Consider the following 19364-nt stretch of genomic DNA (forward strand, 5'->3'; position numbering starts at 1 on the left):
GAGGATCCGTGAGTACGCAGCGACGACACGGAATTCGCACCATCGCGACGGGCACCGTCGCGATCACCCTGCTCGCGGCCGGGCTCGCCGCCTGCGGTGGCGAGAGCTCCACCGCCGACCCCGACGGCACCCTGGTCTTCGGCATCTCCGCCGACCCGGCGCAGATGATCCCGTGGACGGCGACGTCCACCCAGTCGATCCAGGTGCTGTCCCAGATCTACAGCCCGATCCTCAACACCGACGCCGAAGGCGTCCCGGAGGCGGGTCTCGCGGAGCTGCCGACGGTCTCCGAGGACGGGAAGACGTACACCTTCACGCTCCAGGACGGTGTCACCTTCTCCGACGGGTCCGCGCTGGACTCTGCGGACGTGAAGCACACCTACGAGACGATCATCGACCCCGCCTCGAGCGCGAGCTCGGCGTCCTACTTCGCCTCCGTGGCCGGCATCGAGGCACCCGACCCGCAGACGGTCGTGGTGACCCTGAAGCAGCCCGACGCGTCCTTCGTGTCCGGGTTGACCGCGGTGAACACCGCGATCGTGCCCTCCGACGCGGACCCGAAGAGCCTGGAGTCGAAGCCGATCGGCTCGGGGCCCTACCAGTTCAAGAGTCGTACGCCGAACGAGTCGATCACGCTCACCCGCAACGACGACTACTTCGCCGGCGAGCCGGGTGCGAGGACGGTCGAGTTCCGCGTCATCCCCGACGAGCAGTCGATGGTGTCCTCGCTCAAGACGGGCGCGGTCGACGTGGCGATCTTCGACAACCCGGTGACCGCGAAGACCGCGACCTCGGGACAGACCACCAGCACCACGGTCGACTCGCTCTCCTACCACGTGCTGCAACTGCGGGCGTCGTCGCCGACGCTGAAGGACGTCAACGCCCGGCTCGCGATCCAGTGCGCCATCTCGCGCGAGGACGTCATCGAGTCCGCGGCCCTCGGGTCGGGCAAGCCGACCGGGCCGATCACCTCGCCGGAATACCGCTCGGACCCCGAGGCCCAGCCCTGCCCCGAGCAGGACCTCGACAAGGCGAAGGACTACCTGGCCAAGGCGGGCAAGCCGAACGGGTTCACGCTGAACCTGATGACCTCCCAGGGCCTCTACTCGACCGCGGTGGACGAGGCCCAGAACATCCAGGCACAGCTCGGGAAGGTGGGCATCAAGGTCAACGTCGAGGCGCTGGACTCCAACGCCTACGTCGAGCGGTGGCTGGCCGCCGACTTCGACGCCGCGATCGCGATGAACGGCGGCAGCTCGGACCCGAACACGATGTACGGCCGCTACTTCACCAAGGCGGGCAGCTTCAACAAGGTCGCCGGCTACAGCTCCCCGGAGCTCGACAAGCTCTTCGCCGAGGGCATCGCCACCACCGACACCGACGCCCGAGCGCCGATCTACGAGGAGATCTCGCAGCATCTGGTCGACCAGGCGGTCTGGGTCTGGCTGTTCACCCCCGAGATGTACGTCGTGGCCAACAAGGGAGTGAAGGGGCTCGAGGAACGCACCGACGCCTCGATCTCGACGCTGTGGAAGGCCTCGGTCTCCTGAGCGCCGCCACCGGTCTGAGCCACCGGGTCGGCGCACTCGGGCGCCACCCGGCGGCGCGCCGCGTCGGCGAGGCGGTGCTGACCCTCATCGGTGTCTCGCTGTTCACGTTCGTGCTGCTGCGGGTCGTCCCCGGGGACCAGATCACCGCGGCGTACGGGACGGCCGCAGGCGACCTCTCGCCCGAGCAGCTGGAGGTCCTGGAGTCCTACTACGGCCTCGACGAGCCGCTGGTGTCCCAGTACTTCGGCTGGCTCGGCGGCGTGCTCACCGGAAACCTGGGGATCTCGGCGACCTCGCATCTCAGCGTGCTGTCGATGACCGCCCAGGCGCTGCCGATCACCGTCGAGCTCGCCGTGCTCGCGATCGGCATCGGCCTCCTCCTCGGCGTACCCGGCGGAATGCTGGCGGCGAGCCGACCCGGACGGGCGCGCGACCAGATCAGCCAGCTGACCAGCCTGGTCGCGCTCTCGGTGCCGTCGTTCCTGCTCGCCGCCGCGGTGTCGAGCTGGCTGGTCGACACCGTCGGCTGGTATCCCAACGGCGAGGGGTTCCGCACGCTGGCCGAAGACCCGGCGCTCAACCTCCAGCAGATGCTGCTGCCGTCGCTCGTGCTCGGGATCAGCATCGCCCCGCCGATCCTGCAGACGACGCGCGCCGCGATCCTCAGCGTCCGCTCCGAGGACTACATCCGGACCGCCCGCGCCAAAGGCGTGCCCGACCGCCGGCTGCAGGTGCGCCACATCCTGCGCAACGCGCTCATCCCGGTGGTGACCATGAGCGGCCTGCAGTTCGGCTTCCTGCTCGGCGGCGCGCTCGTCGCCGAGCAGATCTTCGCGATCCCCGGCATCGGGCGGCAGGTGCTCCTCGGACTGGAGCAGAAGGAGTACGCCGTGGTGCAGTCGACCGTGCTGGTGATCGCGGCGATGTTCGTGCTGGTCAATCTCGTCACCGACCTCCTCTACCGTCTCGTCGACCCCAGGATCCGGGCATCATGAGCGCCGCTGCCGACATGCACGAGACACCCGAGGTCGCGCCGACGCGGGCCTCCGGCCGCTGGGTCAACGCCTTCCGTACGCCGGGCGGGATCGTCGGCCTCACCCTGATGGCGCTCGTGGCCGTGCTCGCGATCGTGGGTGCGACCGGGATCGGGCCGGATCCGTCGGCCCAGGACGTACGGGAGTCCCTTCAGGGGCCGAACGGGAGCCACTGGTTCGGGACGGACCAGTTCGGCCGGGACATCTTCGCGCGGGTCTGCTCCGGTCTGGCCAACTCGATGCGGATCGCGCTGGTCTCGGTGACCGCGGCCGCGCTCGGCGGGGTGCTGCTCGGGATCCTGGCCGGCTACTTCCAAGGGGTCGTCGACCGGGTGGTCGGGGTCATCACCAACGTGCTGTTCGCCTTCCCCTCGCTGCTGCTCGCGCTAGCGCTCGCCGCCACCCTGCGGCGCAGCTGGCTGACCGTGGCGATCGCGATCGCGGTGGTCTACCTGCCGATCTTCGCTCGGGTGGCCCGTGGACCGGTGCTCACCCTGCGCAACGCCGAGTACGTCCTCGCCGCGACCGCCATCGGCCGCAGCCGGCTCTCCACCCTCTTCGCCCACGTGCTGCCGAACATCCTCGGCATCCTGGTCGTGCAGGTCACCCTGTCGCTGTCGTGGGCGATCCTGACCGAGGCAGCGCTCAGCTTCCTCGGTTTCGGCACTCCTCCCCCCGCGGCGTCGCTCGGCGGCATGGTCTACGCGGCGCAGACGCTGACCAGCGTCGCTCCGTGGATGCTCTACGCGCCCGGTGCCGCACTGATCCTGGCCGTGGTCGGCCTGAACCTGCTCGGCGACGGCCTCCGGGCCGCGCTCGACCCACGAGGAGGCGGCCGATGAATGCCGATGACGCATCGACGCTCGACGGACTCACCACAGAGGCGTCGAACCCCACCGGCGGACCCGGGATCGACCAGCTCTCGGTCGCCGACCTGGTCGCGCTCATGAACGCGCGCGACGCGACGATCGCCGATGCCGTACGCTCCGCGCTCCCTGCCATCGCCGCCGCCGTCACTGCTGCGACCGAGCGGATGCGGGAGGGCGGCAGGCTGATCTATGTCGGAGCCGGCACCTCGGGCCGGCTCGGGGTGCTCGATGCCTCCGAGGTGCCGCCGACCTTCGGAGTCGAGGACGTCGTGGTCGGGGTGATGGCCGGAGGCCCGGCAGCGCTCCTGGATGCGGCCGAGGGCGTCGAGGACGACAGCGAGGCCGGCGCCGCGGATCTGGCGGCTCTCGGCATCGGGCCGCTCGACACGGTCGTGGGGATCGCCTCCAGCGGACGTACGCCGTACGTCCTGGGCGCCGTCGAGCACGCGGCAGCAGCTGGGGCTCTCACCGTCGGGCTCTCGTGCAACCTCGGCTCGCCACTGGCACGGGTCGCCTCCCACGGCATCGAGGTGCCGGTCGGCGCCGAGATCGTCTCGGGGTCGACCCGGCTCGGCGCCGGCACCGCGACCAAGATGGTGCTCAACATGTTCTCCACCGCCACCATGGTGCAGCTCGGCAGGACGTACGGATCGCTGATGGTGGACATGAGAGCCAGCAACGCCAAGCTGCGCCATCGCGCGGTCCGCATCGTCACCGAGGCCACCGGCGTCGACGCCGCGGCCGCGACCGCAGCACTGGACGCGGCGGGGTGGCACGCCAAGCTGGCGATCGCGACGCTGCTCACCGGCCTCTCCCCCGCCGAGGCGTCGCTGGCGCTGGACCGGGCCGGCGGCCGGCTCCGGACGGTCCTCGAGGAGCGTGGCTGATGCGCGTGCTCGGGATGATCTCCGGAACCTCTCACGACGGGATCGACGTCGCGGTCGTCGACTTCGACCACGATCTCGCCGGAGACGCTCTGGGGGCGCGGATCGTGCACCGCAGCTCGGTGCCCTACGCGTCCGGCCTGCGCCACCGGATCATCGAGGCGCTGCCCCCGGCGCCGGTCGGCTTCGACGTCGTCTGCGAGCTCGACACCGAGATCGGGCAGGCGTTCGCTGCGGCCGCGAAGCAGGCGATCGAGGACACCGGTGGTGTCGACGTCGTCTGCACCCACGGACAGACCGTCTTCCACTGGGTCGAGGGCGGTCGCGCGCTCGGCACGCTCCAGCTCGGGCAGCCCGCCTGGATCGCCGAGGCGACCGGCGCGACCGTCGTCTCCGACGTACGCGCCGCCGACATCGCCGCGGGCGGGCAGGGCGCGCCGTTGGTGCCGCTGCTCGACGTCCGGCTGCTGGCGTCCGCGACCCAGGACGGGGCCGTCGCCGCGGCGCTCAACCTCGGCGGTATCGCCAACGTCACGGTGTGCCGCCCGGAGGCCGACCCTGTGGCCTGGGACATCGGGCCTGCGAACGCGCTCGTCGACGCGGTCGTCACCGACGCACCCGGGGGCGCCACCTTCGACCGCGACGGCGAGCTCGCTGCCAGGGGCACGGCCGTCCCGATGCTGCTCGAGGCGCTGCTGGACTCGCCCTACTTCACCCAGCCGGCGCCGAAGAGCACCGGCAAGGAGCTGTTCAACCTGGGCTTCGTACGTTCCGCGCTCGCCCGCGCCGGTGTGGAGCCGTCGCTTCCCGACCTCGTCGCCACCCTCACCGAGCTGAGCGCCGTCTCCGTGTCCGACGCGGTCCGTGATGCCGGCGTCGAGGTCCTGGTGGCCTCCGGCGGCGGCGTACGCAACCCGGTGCTGATGCGACGGCTCGGCGAGCTCCTGCCGGGCGTGCGGATCGTCACCAGCGACGCACTCGGCGTCCCGTCGGACCACAAGGAGGCCGTCGCGTTCGCACTCATCGGGTGGGCCACCGTCCACGGCCTTCCCGGCAACGTGGCCAGCTGCACCGGAGCGGCCGGGCCGCGCGTACTCGGCCGGATCAGCCATGCCAGCCCACCGCCACCCCCGATCGCCTCCTGGCCCGAGACGCTGGTGTTCGAACGATGACCCAGCCCCTTCAGGCGTACGTCGACCGCCTCCTGACCCTCGGCAGCAACGGCAACCACCCGGCAGGGAGCGTGATCGGGGTGCGCACCCCGGACGGGTCGGAGGTCGCCGCCGCCGGCTGGGCGCAGCTGCCCTCGGCAGCAGGTCCGGGGGTGCCGATGCGACCCGACCACCTCCTCGACCTCGCCTCGGTCACCAAGCTCGCCGCGACCACCGCGATCACCATGCGGCTGGTCGCCTCCGACGAGCTGCGGCTGCGCGATCCCGTGCACCGACACCTGCCGTCGTTCGGCCGGGACGGCAAGGACCAGGCGACCGTCGAGCAGTTGCTGACCCACACCGCCGGCCTGCAGCCGTGGTGGCCCCTCTACGCCGCCACTCGACGGCGCGAGGACGCGATCCAGCTGGTCCAGGAGCTTCCGCTGGCCTACCGGCCGGGAACGGGCTGGTCCTACTCCGATCTGGGCATGATCCTCCTCGGTGCGGTGATCGAGCAGATCACCACGCTCCGGTTGGACCGCGCCTACGACCAGCTCGTGGCCGCACCCCTGGGACTCTCCGCCCGCTTCGGGCCGGTCGCTTCCGAGCTCGCCGCGACCAGCGCGGACGGCGACGGCTACGAGCACGCCATGCTCGCCACCGACGAGCCCTATCCCCTCGGGATCCGACCGAGCCGTTTCGACGGATGGCGCGACCACCACCTCCGCGGCGAGGTCGACGACGGCAACGCCGCCCACGTCCTCGACGGCGTCGCCGGTCACGCCGGGCTCTTCGCCACCGTCGAGGACCTGCTGAGGTACGGAGCGGCCCTGTGCGACGGCACGTTCGTGCCGCGCGAGGTGCTCGACCGCTTCGCGACGCCACATGCCGAGCACCCCGACCAGGCTCTGGGCGCGTTCCTCGGCCACTGCGGCGAGGTCACCTACCTGCAGCATCCCGGCTTCACCGGCACCTACCTCGCCATCGCCCCCGCCACCGGTGTCGTCGTCGCCGGTGGCGCCACCCGGTTGCACGGTCCGCTCGGACCGATCGACCGCACTCCCACCCGGCTCCCCGATGTCGTGTCCGGTGGCGACATCATCTCCGTGCTGCTCGAGGCGGCCGACCTGTTGGAGGACCGATGAGTCCCGTCCTGTCCGTGAGCGGCCTCTCGGTCACCTTCGACACCAGTCGTGGGCCGGTCCAGGCGCTCCATGACGTCTCCCTCGACCTCGTCGCCGGCGAGACCGTCGCGGTCGTCGGCGAGTCCGGCTCGGGCAAGTCCACGCTCGCCTCGTGCGTCAACCGCCTGCTCGCCGAGAACGGCCGGATCACCGGCGGCACGATCCGGCTCGGCGACCACGACATCACCCGGACGTCCGAGGCGGCGATGACCGCCATCCGTGGTCGGCGCATCGGCCTGGTGCCGCAGGATCCGATGACCAACCTGAACCCGGTGATGACGGTCGGCGCCCAGATCGCCGAGGCGCTCGAGGTCCACGGGCTCGCCTCCGGGCAGACCGCCCGTGCACGTGCCATCGAGCTGCTCGGCCATGCCGGCATCGACCGGCCCGTCGCCCGCTACAGGCAGTACCCGCACGAGTTCTCGGGCGGGATGCGGCAGCGCGTGCTCATCGCGATGGCGCTCGCCTGCCGTCCCGAGGTCCTCCTCGCCGACGAGCCCACCTCCGCCCTCGACGTCACGGTGCAGCGTCGCGTCCTCGATCAGATGACGGCGCTCACCACCGAGCTCGGCACCGCCGTGCTCCTCATCACCCACGACCTGGCCCTGGCCGCCGAGCGTGCCGACCGGGTCGTCGTCATGCACCGCGGCCGGGTGGTGGAGAGCGGTGACGCGGCCACGCTCATCGCCGCCCCGCAGCACGAGTACACCCAGCGGCTGCTCGCCGCCGCACCGGCGATGTCCGACACCAAGGTCGCCCCGGCGGCCACCGACGAGGAGCCCGAGACCCTGCTGGAGATCACCGGCGCCGTACGCCGCTACCGGCTCCGCGGCCAGCGCGAGCACCTGCGCGCGGTCGACGGGGTCGCCCTGACCATCCCACGGGGACGTACGGTGGCCATCGTCGGTGAGTCGGGGTCGGGCAAGTCGACCGCCGCGCGCCTCGCTCTCCGTCTCGAACGGTCCGACGCCGGCTCGATCCGCTTCCGGGGCACCGAGGTCGGCGGCCTCCGAGGGAAGGAGCTCCTCGCCTACCGGCGTGCCGTCCAGCCGGTCTTCCAGAATCCGTACGCCTCGCTCGACCCGCGCTACACCATCGCCCAGGTCATCGAGGAGCCGCTGCGGGTCCACCGCATCGGCGACGCCGCGACCCGCCGCAAGGCGGTGGTCGACCTGCTCGACCGGGTGGCGCTGCCCGCCGCGTACGCCCACCGGCGCCCGCACGAGCTCTCCGGCGGCCAGCGGCAACGTGTCGCGATCGCGCGTGCGCTCGCCCTCGACCCCGAGCTCGTGGTCATGGATGAGGCCGTGAGCGCCCTCGACGTCCTCGTGCAGGAGCAGATCCTCGACCTGATGGTCTCGCTGCAGCGCGACCAGGGGCTCTCCTACCTCTTCATCAGCCACGACCTCGCCGTCGTCCAGCTCGTCGCCCACCACGTCTACGTCATGCAGTCCGGCAAGATCGTCGAGGACGGCGCCCCCGCCACCGTGTTCCGCTCCGCGCAGCACCCGTCTACCCAGCAGCTCGTCGCGGCGGTTCCACAGCCGCGGCGGCAGCCGTCCTGACCCTGGTCAGGACGCGATCACGGTCGGGTGTCCCTCGGGGCGCACCCACCGGCCGCGTACGCGGACGACGGTCCCACCGGGTTGCAGCGATCCAGGGCCGAGGAGCGACTGCACGAGATCGAGCATCCGCAGGTTGTCGGACTGCACCTCGCCGGTGAGGACGTGGATGCCGCGGTGACCCGCCAGAGAGGCCAGCTCGCGCAGCATCCGCGCTCCCAGGCCGCGGCCCTGCCAGGCGTCCTCCACGAGAACCGCCACCTCCGCGGCGCCCGGCTCGTCCGCACAGCGGTGATAGCGGGCCACGGCGATCACCTCTCCCCCGGCGACCGCGACCAGGGCGTCGTGGTCGAGGTGGTCGACGTCGACGAGGTAGCGACGGAGCTTGAGCGAGAGTCGCTTGATCGGGGCGTGGAACCGCCGGTAGATGGTCTCCTCCGACAGCCGCGCCCACATCCGCTCGAAGGCGGCCAGGTCGTCGGGCCGCACCGGCCGAGTGGCGACCGCCGGGAGCACGACAAGACGTTCTGAGTTCATATTTCGAACTCTCCGCCCGACCTGCTGAGTTCGTCAAACGAATTCAGCGTCGTACCCTGGTCTCGTGATCACCGACGAGATCGACCGCACCCGATGCTCCGTCGCCGGCACCCTGGCGGTGGTCGGCGAGAAGTGGAGCCTGCTCGTGCTCCGGGAGGCCTTCCTGGGCGTACGCAGGTTCGCCGACTTCCAGCAGAACCTCGACGTCTCGCGCGCGGTGCTCACCGACCGGCTGAACACCTTCGTCGACCAGGGCGTCCTCGTCCGGGCGCCCTACCACGCCGAGGGCCAGCGGCAGCGCCACGAGTACCAGCTGACCCAGAAGGGCCTCGACCTCTACCCCGCGCTGGTCGCGCTGATGGAGTGGGGCGACCGCTATCTCGCCGACGGGCGCGGGTCGGCCCTCGCGCTGGAGCACCGCGACTGCGGAGGCGAGGTGCACCTGTCTCTGACCTGCGAGGAGGGCCACTTCCTCAGCGGCCCACGAGAGGTCCGACCCGTCCCGCTACCTGCCGCTTCCCTCCAGGACGGCTGACTCCGGCGCGTCCTCCGCGAGCCGGCTGGTCCACTCCCGCATCACCGCGGGGTCGGTCGGCCGGGTGAGCAGGCTGACCAGGACGTACGCCACGGCGCTGACGACGAGGCCCGCGTAGACGGGCTCGTTGGCGAGCACGTCACCGACGACCGCCATGGTGCCGAGCGTGGCAACGGTTCCGGCGGCCATCGCGACCACCGCACCCACACCGGTCGCGCGGCGCCACACGAACCCGCCCAGGATCGGCACGAGCAGGCCGCCGACGAGGATGTCGTAGGCGATGGTCAGTGCGGAGACGACGTCGCTGAGCAGGGAGGCGATTACCACGACGGCGATGCCGATCGCGACGACGTAGATCCGGTTGGAGCGTACGTCGTGCTCCGGGTTCTCCGCCTCGTCCTGGACGGGTGCCGGCGTACGCCCCACCAGCCGGGCCAGCAGCGGCTGCACGTCCGTGCGGGCCACCGTCGCCGTCGCGATCAGGGCACCCGAGGCGGTCGACATCATCGCGGCCACCGCGGCCGCGAGCACAAGACCGCTGATCCCGGCCGGGAGGATCGACTCGGCGATGGTGGCGTAGACGTCGTTGCGGTCCTCGACGGTGACGAAGGTCGACGCCGCAGCACCGATCAGTGCACCTGCCACGCCGTAGACCAGGCAGTAGACGCCGGAAGCGGTGCCGCCCCAACGAGCCACCTGCGGAGAGCGGGCGGTGAAGACCCGCTGCCAGATGTCCTGCCCGATCAGCATGCCGAAGGTGTAGACGACGATGTAGGTGATGACGGTGCCGGTGCCGATCGCACCCAGGTCGAAGACCGAGTCCGCGGCGCGCGCCTTGATCCCGTCCAGGCCGCCGGCGTGGCTCCAGGTGAAGGGCAGGAGCAGGAGGAAGATGCCGACGGTCTGCAGGATGAACTGCACCATGTCCGTCAGAGTGATCGACCACATCCCGCCGATGGTCGAGTAGATCACCACGATCACGCCGCCGATCAGGACAGAGACGACGCGGTCGGTGCCGAAGAGGACGTTGAAGACCGTCGCGTACGCCATCGTGGAGGTGACCGCGAGCATCAGCGTGTAGGCGACCATGACCAGGCCCGAGGCGGCGGTGGCTCCGACGCCGTAGCGCAGCTCCAGCATCTGGGCCACGGTGAAGATCCGCAGCCGCTGGATGCGGCCGGCGAAGAACAGGCTCAGCGCGAGCACGCCGAGGGCGATCGCGGCGACCAGCCACGCCCCGGAGATGCCGTACTCGTAGCCGAGCGCGACGCCGCCGACGGTCGAGGCGCCGCCGAGGACGAGGGCCGACATGGTGCCGGTGTAGAGCACCGGACCGAGCCGGCGGCCCGCGACGAGGAAGTCGGAGCTGTCGCTGGTGCGGGTCTTGCCCCACCAGCCGAAGGCGACCATGGCGGCGAGATAGATGACGATGATGGTGAGATCCATGAGGGGGCTCCCGGTCAGGTGGGCGGGGTCAGCTGAGGGCGAACATGCGGAGGGTTGTCGGAAGAACCACCACGGCGGGTCCGCCGGTGGTGAAGGTGCCGGCGACGATCTCGCCGACGGTCTCCGGCGTCGAGGCACGGACGGGGATGCCGAACGCCTCGGCGAGGCGGACGAAGTCCGGCCGGGCGAGCTCGGTGGCGGTGGCCTCGCCGAACGCGCCGGTCATGTACTCGCGCAGGATCCCGTAGCCGCCGTCGTCGATCACCAGCCAGGTGACGTCGGCGTCGTGCTGGCGGGCGGTGGCGAGCTCGGCGATGGAGTACATCGCGCCGCCGTCCCCGGAGACCGCGAACGTACGCCGCCCGGACCCGACGGCGGCGCCGATCGCCGCGGGGAAGCCGAGCCCGAGGCCTCCGGAGGCCTGGGCCGTGTGGAAGCCGCCGGAGCGCGGGTCCCAGGCCGACCATGCCCAGTACGCAGCGATGGTCATGTCCCAGAACGTGTCCGCGTCGTCGGGCACCGCCGCGCGCAGGTCGGCGAGCAGCCGCTGCTCGGCGGCGAGGTCCTGCTCGTCGAGCCGCTTGTGGACGCGGGTACGCAGGTCGCGGGCGACGTCGGCGCCGGTCCGCCTGCTCGCGGACCGTGGGCCGACCTCGCTGAGCGCCTCGGCGAGGTCACCCAGGGCCGCGGCGGCGTCGGCGTGAACACCCACGACGTCGTGGTTGGAGCCGAGCACCCGGGCCTCGGCGTCGACCTGGATCACCCGGCCGCGCGGGGCGAAGGTGCCGTAGTTGCTGGTCACCTCGCCGAACGAGGTGCCGATCGCGAGCAGGACGTCGGCGTCCTCGAGCAGGTCGGTGGTGTGCCGGTCCTCGATCCACGCCCCGGCGCTCAGCGGGTGCGCGAGCGGGATCGAGCCGTTGCCTCCGGAGGTCGAGACCACCGGTGCGTCGAGGATCTCCGCCACGGCGACCATGGCTTCCGGGGCACCGGCGGAGCGGCGTACGCCTCCTCCGGCGAGGACCACCGGACGCTCGGCGGCAGCGAGCTGCCGGGCGACCTCGGCGGTGACCTCCGGCCGGGGCCGCCGGGGTGCGCGCACCGGCGCGGCCAGCGACGTCACCGGCGGCACGGCGACCTCCTCGAGGAGGACGTCCTGCGGGATCTCGACCCAGACCGGACCGGCCGGCGCCTCCTGGGCGGTGGCCCAGGCGTCGGCGAGGACACCCGGGATGGCGGCCGCGTCCCGCACGACGGCGGTCGACTTGGTGACGTTGCGAGCGCTGGCCTGCTGGTCGTCGAGCTGGTGCAGGTAGCCCTTGCGGGCCCCGCCGAGGCCGTCGCGCGGGATCTGGCTGGTGATCATCAGGACCGGGACGCACGCGGCGTACGCCTCCTGGAGCGCACCCAGCGCGGTGAGCGCTCCCGGCCCGGTGGAGCAGAAGACCACTCCGACCTGGCCGGTCGTCCGGGCGTACCCGTCGGCGGCGAAGACCGAGTTGTTCTCCACCCGCGAGGAGACGAAGCTCAGGTCGCTGCGGCGGATGGCGTCGAAGAGGCCGAGGGCGTGCTGGCCCGGGATCCCGAACACGTGGGTCGCGCCGAGCGCCGTGAGGCTCTCGACGGTGACGTCGCCGCCGTTGCGCTTCATCACGCCTGCTCCGCGTGCCGCATCGCGAGCAGCGAGACCAGGTCGTAGGCCACGTGCGAGGCGGCGACGCCGGTCAGCTGCGCATGGTCGTACGCCGGGGCGACCTCGACCACGTCGGCGCCGATCAGGTTCAGGCCGGCGAAGCCACGCAGGATCTCCAGCAGCTCCCGGGAGGTGAGCCCGCCGGCCTCGGGGGTGCCGGTGCCGGGCGCGTGCGCGGGGTCGAGGACGTCGATGTCGACCGAGACGTAGACCGGGCGGTTGCCGACCCGCTGCCGGAGCTTGTCGACGACCTCGTCGACGCCCTGCCGGAAGACGTCGGAGGAGGTGACGATGCCGAAGCCGAAGCGGCGGTCGTCCTCGAGGTCCTTCTTGCCGTAGAGCGGGCCGCGGGTGCCGACGTGGCTCAGCGCCTCGGTGTCGAGGATGCCCTCCTCGACCGCGCGCCGGAACGGCGTGCCGTGGGTGTACTCGGCGCCGAAGTACGTGTCCCAGGTGTCCAGATGGGCGTCGAAGTGGATCAGCGCGACCGGGCCGTGCTGCTCGGCGGCGGCCCGCAGCAGCGGCAGCGCGATGGTGTGGTCACCGCCGATCGTCACCAGCCGGGCGCCGTCGGCGGTCAGGTCGAGCGCCGAGGCGTGCACGGTGTCGATCGCCTCGTCGATGTGGAACGGGTTGGCCGCGATGTCACCGGCGTCGACCACCTGGGCCGAGGCGAACGGGGAGACGTCCAGCGCCGGGTTGTACGGGCGCAGCAGGCGCGAGGACTCCCGCACGTGCGCCGGGCCGAACCGGGCACCCGGCCGGTAGGAGACGCCGGTGTCGAACGGAACCCCGACGACCGCGATGTCGGCGTGCTCCACCTGGTCGAGGCGGGGCAGCCGCGCGAACGTCGCGAAGCCGGCGTAGCGGGGGTTCTTGGAGGCGTCGATGGGCCCGATGGGCATGAGGTGGTTCTCCTTGGTGGTGCGGATGGTGCGAGGTGGTGCGGAGGTGGTGCGGGGTCAGCCGACGACGGTGGCCGCGGCCGCGGGCCCGTCGTCGACGGAGGTCACCGGGGTGTTCGCCGGCGGAGCGGTCGGCACGAGCCGGGCTCCCTCGGGGCCGTAGGCGTCGCGCGGCTCGGGGAAGGCGAAGAGCAGGCCGAGGTAGAGCAGCGCGCCGAGCCCCATCCCGAGCGGGATCGAGACGTCGACGCCGCCGGGGACGAGCGATGCGAGCGGGCCGACGAACTGGCCGGGCAGGTTCACGAAGGTGAGAGCGACGGCGGCCGCGATCAGCCAGGCGGCCAGGCCGCGCCAGTTCCAGCCGTGGGCGAACCAGTAGCGGCCCCCGCGCTGGCGGCGGTTGAAGACCTGCAGCGAGTCGGAGTCGTACCAGCCGCGCCGGACGTACCAGCCGATCGTCATGACCATCATCCAGGGCACGGTGCAGCTGATGATGAGCACGGCGAAGGCGGAGATGCTGGAGACGACGTCGAAGACGAACCGGCCGATGAAGATGACGCCGATCGCGAAGATGCCGATGAGCACCGTCGACTGCACCCGGTTGAAGCGCGGGAAGACGCTGGAGAAGTCGAGCCCGGTGCCGTAGAGCGCGGTGGTGCCGGTCGACATCCCGCCGATGAGCGCGATCAGGGCGACCGGCGCGAAGTACCAGCCCGGCGCGATCGCGAGCAGCCCCGAGGCGTACGCGCCGGTCTCGAAGATCTCCGGCTCGCGGGTCGCGATGATCGTCATGGTGACCAGGCCGAAGCAGAACGGTACGAGGGTGGCGACCTGCGCCAGGAACGCGGCGGCCATCGAGGAGCGTCCCGCGGTCTCCCGCGGGATGTAGCGGGCCCAGTCGCCCAGGAACGCGCCGAAGCTGACCGGGTTGGACATCACGATCAGCGCCGACCCGACGAGGGCGGCCCAGAAGCCGGGCTGGCCGAACGCCTCCCAGCCGGAGCCGAACGCACCTGCGTAGCCGGGGTCGAAGTCGCCGGCGAAGGCGACGATCCCGAGCAGGAAGAGCAGGGTCGCGGCAATGACGGCGATCTTGTTGACCAGCAGCATGAACCGGAAGCCGTAGATGCACACGATCAGCACGAGCACCGCGAACAGGCCGTAGGCCAGCGCCAGCGTCAGGTCGCTCTCCGGCAGCCCGACCGCGCGGTGGGCGCCGCCGACGAGCACGTCGCCGGAGCTCCACACCGAGATCGAGAAGAACGCGAGGGCGGTGAGCAGGGAGAGGAACGAGCCGACGATGCGGCCGTGCACGCCGAGATGGGCCGAGGAGCTGACCGAGTTGCTGGTGCCGTTGCGCGGGCCGAACAGGGCCATCGGGGCGAGGACCAAGGCACCGAGCAGCAGCCCGAGGAGCGTGGCCAGCAGCCCGTGGGCGAAGGAGAGTCCGAACAGGATCGGGAAGCTGCCGAGCACCACGGTCGCGATGGTGTTGGCGCCACCGAAGGTGAGCCGGAACAGGTCGAGCGGCCGGGCGCTGCGCTCGGGGTCGGGGATCGGCTCGACGCCGTGCTGCTCGACCTCGGTGACCTTGGGCGGCTGGGGCTGAGCTGACGGGACGGTGATCGGTTCGGTGGACACCGGGCCTCCTGGGTCTGTGGGTCGGCCGAGATCTGCGTCACTCTAAGAGCACCCTGAACAAGCCCGCAATCGTTTCGTTCTTAACTTGGGCGTAATAACTGTCGATATGCCTGCCAGCGGCGAACGATCCGTCATAATGGCACCTCATTCGCGGATCACAGGATCGATACGTCCCAGGAGACAGACCCAAAAAATGTCGAACCAATTCACCCCTGGCGTCCTCGATGGCATCGATGAGGCGATCCTTCTCCTGCTGGAGCAGGACGGCAGACTGACGCATCGCGAGATCGCCGCCGAGGTCGGCCTCTCCCGATCAGCGGCGGCGACCCGGGTCCAGCGGCTGCTGGCCGAGGGGCACATCGACATCCGGGGCGTCGTCCATCCGGCGGTCCTCGGCCACGACGTGCTCGCCCACGTCTCGGTCACCGTGAACGGCTCGGCGACCCACGTCGCTCAGGCGGCCGCGGCGCGCGAGGACACCACCCTGGTCTCGATGACCAGCGGTCACCACGCTCTGGTGCTGGAACTGCGGGCGAAGGACATCGTCCGGATCGACGACGCCCTCGCCGAGGTGCGCGCGATCAACGGCATCGTCACCACCGAGACCCTGCTCTACACCGAGGTGATCCGCGACGTGGCCGCCCCGGTCGGCCCCGCGCCCGCCGCCGGGTCGCTCGACGAGACCGACTATGCGCTGCTGCGCGCGCTGCAGGCGAACGGCCGGGCGTCGTACGTGGACCTCGCCGCGAGCGTGGGCCTCTCCCCCGCCGGCACCCGCCGCCGGGTGGTCCGGCTGCTCGACGGCAACGTCGTCCGCGTCGGCGCGGTCGTGCGCCACTCGGGTCGGGAGCGGCGTACGGCGACCGGGATCGGGCTCCGTCTCGACGGCGCCGCCCACCGCCCGATCGCCGAGCAGCTCGCCACCCTCCCGTCGGTCACCTTCGTCGCCCGCACCCTGGGGCGCTACGACGCCCTGCTCACCGTCAACACCGCCACCTCCGGCGACCTCGTCGACGTCCTCGACCACATCCGCGAGCTGGACGGCGTCCGCGAGGCCGAGACCTGGAGCCACCTCCGGTTCGTCAAGGAGACGTACGCGTCCCTGCACCTCGGCGGCGCCTGAGCGCCCGCCGAGGCATCGCCCTCGCCGACGTCTAGTCGCCCTCGGAGACCTGGCGCAAGGTGGCGACGATCTTGCACTCCGGCCAGTACGTCGCGTGCAGCTGCGCGAACTCCCTCTGCGCGGCGATCGCCTCATCGAGCGTGTCGTAGCGGGTCAGCGCCCAGCCGCCGACAACCTCCTTGGCCTCGGCGTACGGACCGTCGACCCGGGTGACCTCGCCCTTGTCCACCACGAAGTTGACCGCGTCCTCGCTGCCGAAGAGACCGCCGCCGTCGAGGAAGTGCCCTGCCGCCGCCAGCTCGCCGACGTAGTCGCCCATCGCCTTGTAGAGAGCCTCCGGTGCCGGGGCGTTTCCCTCTTCCATCTTCACGAAACCCATGAAACGCGGCATGATGTGCTCCTCAGTTCGGGGCCACCGCTGCTCGGTGGCCGACACATGTGCGTCGAACCACATCGTTCTCCTTCGACATCGACATCGGAAGATCTTTCCACCGGCCACGAGGTCGCCGGCATGTCGACGCTCAGGCGTTGGCGGCCTCGGACTCGGGCGTCGGCTCCTGCGCCGGGGCGATCTTGCCGCCGGCCTTGCGCACCGCGATGGCGACGATGACGGCGGCGACGGCGAAGAGCAGGCCGTAGGCGCCGACCGACTCGGCGTCGAAGTCGCGCAGCAGCGTACGTCCGTTGGTGATCAGGATGATGCTGCCGACGAGACCGCCCAGGACCGGCAGCGAGAGGTGCTTGACGAGGTAGGCGGCGAACGGGGCGGCGATCACGCCACCGATGAGGAGGCCGGCGATGACGCGCCAGTCGAGCGCCTCGCCGGCCAGGCCGACCAGGAAGCCGACGCTCGCGGAGAGGGTGGTGACGAACTCGGCGGTGGAGACCGAGCCGATCACCTTGCGCGGGTGCAGGGTGCCGCTGGAGATCAGGGTCGGCGTGGTCACCGGACCCCAGCCGCCGCCACCGGTGGCGTCGATGAAGCCGCCGAACAGGCCCAGCGGAGCGAGGAGCCCGAGCCCCGGGCGACGGCCCGGGATGAAGACCGGCGGCTTGCCGAAGACGAAGCGGGCGATGATGTAGACACCCAGGAGGAGCAGGAGGCCCGCCACCCACGGCGTGGCGCTCTCGGTGGAGATGCTGGAGAGCACGGTCGCGCCGGCGAAGGCGCCGATGCCGCCCGGCACCGCGATCTTCGCCACGACCTTCCAGTCGACGTTACCGAGCCGCCAGTGGGACACGCCCGAGGCGAACGTCGTGCCCACCTCGGCCAGGTGCACCGATGCCGAGGCCACCGCCGGTGCCACCCCGGTGGCGACCAGGAGCGTGCTCGAGGTGACGCCGTAGGCCATCCCCAGCGACCCGTCGACAGCTTGGGCCGCGAGACCGACGAGCGCGAAGACGATCAGCCGCTCCATGCGAACCTCCTGTGTGGGATCGAAGACCGTGAGATAGTCATGTAACTCGATTTACTATAAAAGATCGAATCAACGGAGTCAGTTCGGTGTCTCGGGGAGCAGGACGATATGCCCGCCGACCCGCTCCCCCGCTGGTCGCGCATCCCCGCTGGTCGAGCCGCCGGAGCCGCTAGGCGGAGGCGTGTCGAGACCAACACATTTCTCTTCTCGGGAAACCTCGGTCTGGCGACTGTGTTTTCGTTTCAGGGTTCGCCGCCGACCCGTTCTTTGAGTGTTTCTCGATCAGCCGCCGCGTCAAGGACGCCCTTCGGGCGCCGCTTCGCGGTGGCCTTCGGCCATCCTTGACCCGCCACCTGATCGAGAAAGATTTCGCCTGTATCGGGGCGGCGGCGACAGAGTGGCGCAGCACTCATGTGCCTTTTTCGCTGACTGCGTAACATGGGGCTGACCAGCATAAATGAGTCGCGTCATGTTGCTGGTTTCGCATATAATGAGACGCATGTACGAGACCATCGACCGCCTCCTCGACGGACCACCGCCCGGTGCGTCCGAGGGCGAGTTGGTCGACTGGATCACCCGTCTCGAAGCGGCGAAGTGTCGGGCTGAGGCTGTTCAGGCAGAAGCAGCGGTACGACTCGAGGAAGCCGCCTGGGCCCGCCAGGCCGAGGCCGGCGTTCCGGCCCGGAAACTCGGCGAGGGCGTCGGTTCGCAGGTGGCGTTGGCGCGGCGGGTCTCCCCGGCGAAGGGTGCCAAGCTGCTCGGGCTGGCCAAGATCCTCCTCACCGAGATGCCCCACACCTTCGGGTTGATGAAGGCCGGATTGCTCTCGCAGTGGCAGGCCACCATCCTCGCCCGCGAAACCGCCTGCCTCTCCCTCGAAGACCGCCGCGTTATTGACCAGCAGCTCTGCGCCACCGGACCCGAGGGGGAGCCCGCGAAGGCGGTCTCGATGGGGCTACGCCAGCTCGAGAACGCCGCCAAGAAGCTCGCCATCACCCTCGACCAAGAATCCGTCGTCGCACGCGCCGCCAACGCCGCCAAGGACCGCCGGGTCAGTCTGCGGCCGGCACCGGACACCATGACCTGGCTCGGCGCCCTCCTGCCGGTCAAAGACGGCGTCGCCGTGTTCGCAGCCCTGGACCAGGCCGCCAAGACCGCTGCCGCCGCTGGTGACGAGCGGACCCGGGGTCAGGTCATGGCCGACACCCTCGTCGACCGGGTCACCGGCCGTGAGGCCGGCGTCAATCCCCGGATCGAGGTCAAGATCGTGATGACCGCCGACACCCTCACCAACGACAATGACCAGCCCGCGATGGTCGAGGGCTACGGCCCCGTCCCCGCCGCCTGGGCACGCGACGCCCTCAACGATGCCGAGGTGTTCGTCCGTCGCTTGTTCACCGACCCGGTCGGGCAGTTGGTCGCGATGGAGTCACGCTCCCGCAAGGCACCCGACGGGCTGGCCGAGTTCATCACCGCCCGTGACGGTGGGATCTGCCGCACCGTCGGCTGTGACGCCCCGATCCGCAACATCGACCACGTCGAACGCCACGCCGACGGCGGCGCCACCAACGCTGCGAACCTTCAAGGTTTGTGCGAGCGCTGCAACCAGGCGAAAGAGGCCCTCGGCTGGCGGGCCAGGCCAGGACCCGATGGCTCCATCGTCACCATCACACCCACCGGCCACGCCTACACCAGCCCGCCACCCGACACCTGGCGCCCAGATCCGCCACCGCTCTCTCCGGGAGAGTTCGCGCTGCGCGACCTACTCCTCGACCACCGCCTCGCGGCCTGACCCAGCGCCGAGGGACTTTCTTCGGATCAGTGCTTGACCT

Annotated in this window: 17 protein-coding genes; 10 read left to right on the top strand and 7 right to left on the bottom strand. The window is 70.8% G+C overall.

The genetic code is table 11. The features are described from left to right. The first annotated feature begins 8 nt into the window (after positions 1 to 8). From G5C66_RS18970 to G5C66_RS19000, 7 genes are read left to right on the top strand one after another with little or no spacing between them, the layout of a single operon-like run. Positions 9 to 1550, top strand: a complete 1542-nt coding sequence (locus G5C66_RS18970; protein WP_165112494.1) for an ABC transporter substrate-binding protein — start codon at positions 9 to 11, stop codon at positions 1548 to 1550. Beyond that, on the top strand, positions 1529 to 2545 hold the full coding sequence (locus tag G5C66_RS18975; RefSeq protein ID WP_206444303.1) for an ABC transporter permease subunit: 1017 nt from the start codon (positions 1529 to 1531) through the stop codon (positions 2543 to 2545). The genes G5C66_RS18970 and G5C66_RS18975 overlap by 22 nt, the downstream gene beginning before the upstream one ends. Further along, on the top strand, positions 2542 to 3426 hold the full coding sequence (locus G5C66_RS18980; RefSeq protein ID WP_206444304.1) for an ABC transporter permease: 885 nt from the start codon (positions 2542 to 2544) through the stop codon (positions 3424 to 3426). The genes G5C66_RS18975 and G5C66_RS18980 overlap by 4 nt, the downstream gene beginning before the upstream one ends. Beyond that, positions 3423 to 4340 (top strand): N-acetylmuramic acid 6-phosphate etherase, encoded by a 918-nt coding sequence (murQ, locus tag G5C66_RS18985; protein WP_165112495.1) that lies wholly within the window; start codon positions 3423 to 3425, stop codon positions 4338 to 4340. Before G5C66_RS18980 ends, murQ begins: the two co-directional genes overlap by 4 nt. Continuing rightward, on the top strand, positions 4340 to 5509 hold the full coding sequence (locus tag G5C66_RS18990; protein WP_165112496.1) for an anhydro-N-acetylmuramic acid kinase: 1170 nt from the start codon (positions 4340 to 4342) through the stop codon (positions 5507 to 5509). Before murQ ends, G5C66_RS18990 begins: the two co-directional genes overlap by 1 nt. Continuing rightward, positions 5506 to 6633, top strand: coding sequence for a serine hydrolase domain-containing protein (locus tag G5C66_RS18995; protein WP_165112497.1), 1128 nt, complete (start codon positions 5506 to 5508; stop codon positions 6631 to 6633). The genes G5C66_RS18990 and G5C66_RS18995 overlap by 4 nt, the downstream gene beginning before the upstream one ends. After that, positions 6630 to 8237, top strand: coding sequence for a dipeptide ABC transporter ATP-binding protein (locus G5C66_RS19000; RefSeq protein ID WP_165112498.1), 1608 nt, complete (start codon positions 6630 to 6632; stop codon positions 8235 to 8237). Before G5C66_RS18995 ends, G5C66_RS19000 begins: the two co-directional genes overlap by 4 nt. Before the next feature lie 6 nt (positions 8238 to 8243). Here G5C66_RS19000 and G5C66_RS19005 read toward each other — a convergent pair whose 3' ends face one another. Continuing rightward, entirely contained in the window at positions 8244 to 8771 is a 528-nt protein-coding gene (locus G5C66_RS19005) for a GNAT family N-acetyltransferase (RefSeq protein ID WP_165112499.1), read from the bottom strand. Between the two features lie 64 nt (positions 8772 to 8835). Here G5C66_RS19005 and G5C66_RS19010 point away from each other — a divergent pair, with 64 nt between their 5' ends. Further along, the gene (locus G5C66_RS19010) at positions 8836 to 9306 is read left to right on the top strand and encodes a winged helix-turn-helix transcriptional regulator (RefSeq protein ID WP_165112500.1); all 471 of its coding nucleotides are present in this window, start codon (positions 8836 to 8838) and stop codon (positions 9304 to 9306) included. Here G5C66_RS19010 and G5C66_RS19015 read toward each other — a convergent pair. From G5C66_RS19015 to G5C66_RS19030, 4 genes are read right to left on the bottom strand one after another with little or no spacing between them, the layout of a single operon-like run. Continuing rightward, positions 9277 to 10752 (bottom strand): sodium:solute symporter family protein, encoded by a 1476-nt coding sequence (locus G5C66_RS19015; RefSeq protein WP_165112501.1) that lies wholly within the window; start codon positions 10750 to 10752, stop codon positions 9277 to 9279. The genes G5C66_RS19010 and G5C66_RS19015 overlap by 30 nt on opposite strands. Before the next feature lie 28 nt (positions 10753 to 10780). Continuing rightward, positions 10781 to 12403, bottom strand: a complete 1623-nt coding sequence (locus tag G5C66_RS19020; protein WP_206444305.1) for a thiamine pyrophosphate-binding protein — start codon at positions 12401 to 12403, stop codon at positions 10781 to 10783. Then, the gene (speB, locus tag G5C66_RS19025) at positions 12403 to 13350 is read right to left on the bottom strand and encodes an agmatinase (RefSeq protein WP_165112503.1); all 948 of its coding nucleotides are present in this window, start codon (positions 13348 to 13350) and stop codon (positions 12403 to 12405) included. Before speB ends, G5C66_RS19020 begins: the two co-directional genes overlap by 1 nt. A 57-nt stretch (positions 13351 to 13407) precedes the next feature. Then, a complete protein-coding gene (locus G5C66_RS19030; RefSeq protein WP_338144228.1) occupies positions 13408 to 14991 on the bottom strand; it encodes a purine-cytosine permease family protein in 1584 nt (527 codons plus the stop codon). A gap of 193 nt (positions 14992 to 15184) precedes the next feature. Between G5C66_RS19030 and G5C66_RS19035 the strand changes: the two genes are divergently transcribed. After that, positions 15185 to 16114 carry an Lrp/AsnC family transcriptional regulator gene (locus G5C66_RS19035; RefSeq protein ID WP_165112504.1) on the top strand — a complete coding sequence of 310 codons (930 nt, stop codon included), beginning with the start codon at positions 15185 to 15187 and terminating at the stop codon, positions 16112 to 16114. A gap of 31 nt (positions 16115 to 16145) precedes the next feature. On the opposite strand, the gene G5C66_RS19040 is transcribed toward G5C66_RS19035, so the two are convergent. Then, a complete protein-coding gene (locus tag G5C66_RS19040) occupies positions 16146 to 16505 on the bottom strand; it encodes a YciI family protein (RefSeq protein WP_165112505.1) in 360 nt (119 codons plus the stop codon). Positions 16506 to 16635: 130 nt separating this feature from the next. After that, positions 16636 to 17532, bottom strand: coding sequence for a sulfite exporter TauE/SafE family protein (locus tag G5C66_RS19045; protein ID WP_165112506.1), 897 nt, complete (start codon positions 17530 to 17532; stop codon positions 16636 to 16638). A gap of 499 nt (positions 17533 to 18031) precedes the next feature. Here G5C66_RS19045 and G5C66_RS19050 point away from each other — a divergent pair, with 499 nt between their 5' ends. Continuing rightward, the gene (locus tag G5C66_RS19050; protein ID WP_165112507.1) at positions 18032 to 19324 is read left to right on the top strand and encodes an HNH endonuclease; all 1293 of its coding nucleotides are present in this window, start codon (positions 18032 to 18034) and stop codon (positions 19322 to 19324) included. Positions 19325 to 19364 lie beyond the last annotated feature (40 nt).

It is taken from the genome of Nocardioides turkmenicus, assembly GCF_011045035.1.
GTDB classification, from domain to species: domain Bacteria; phylum Actinomycetota; class Actinomycetes; order Propionibacteriales; family Nocardioidaceae; genus Nocardioides; species Nocardioides turkmenicus.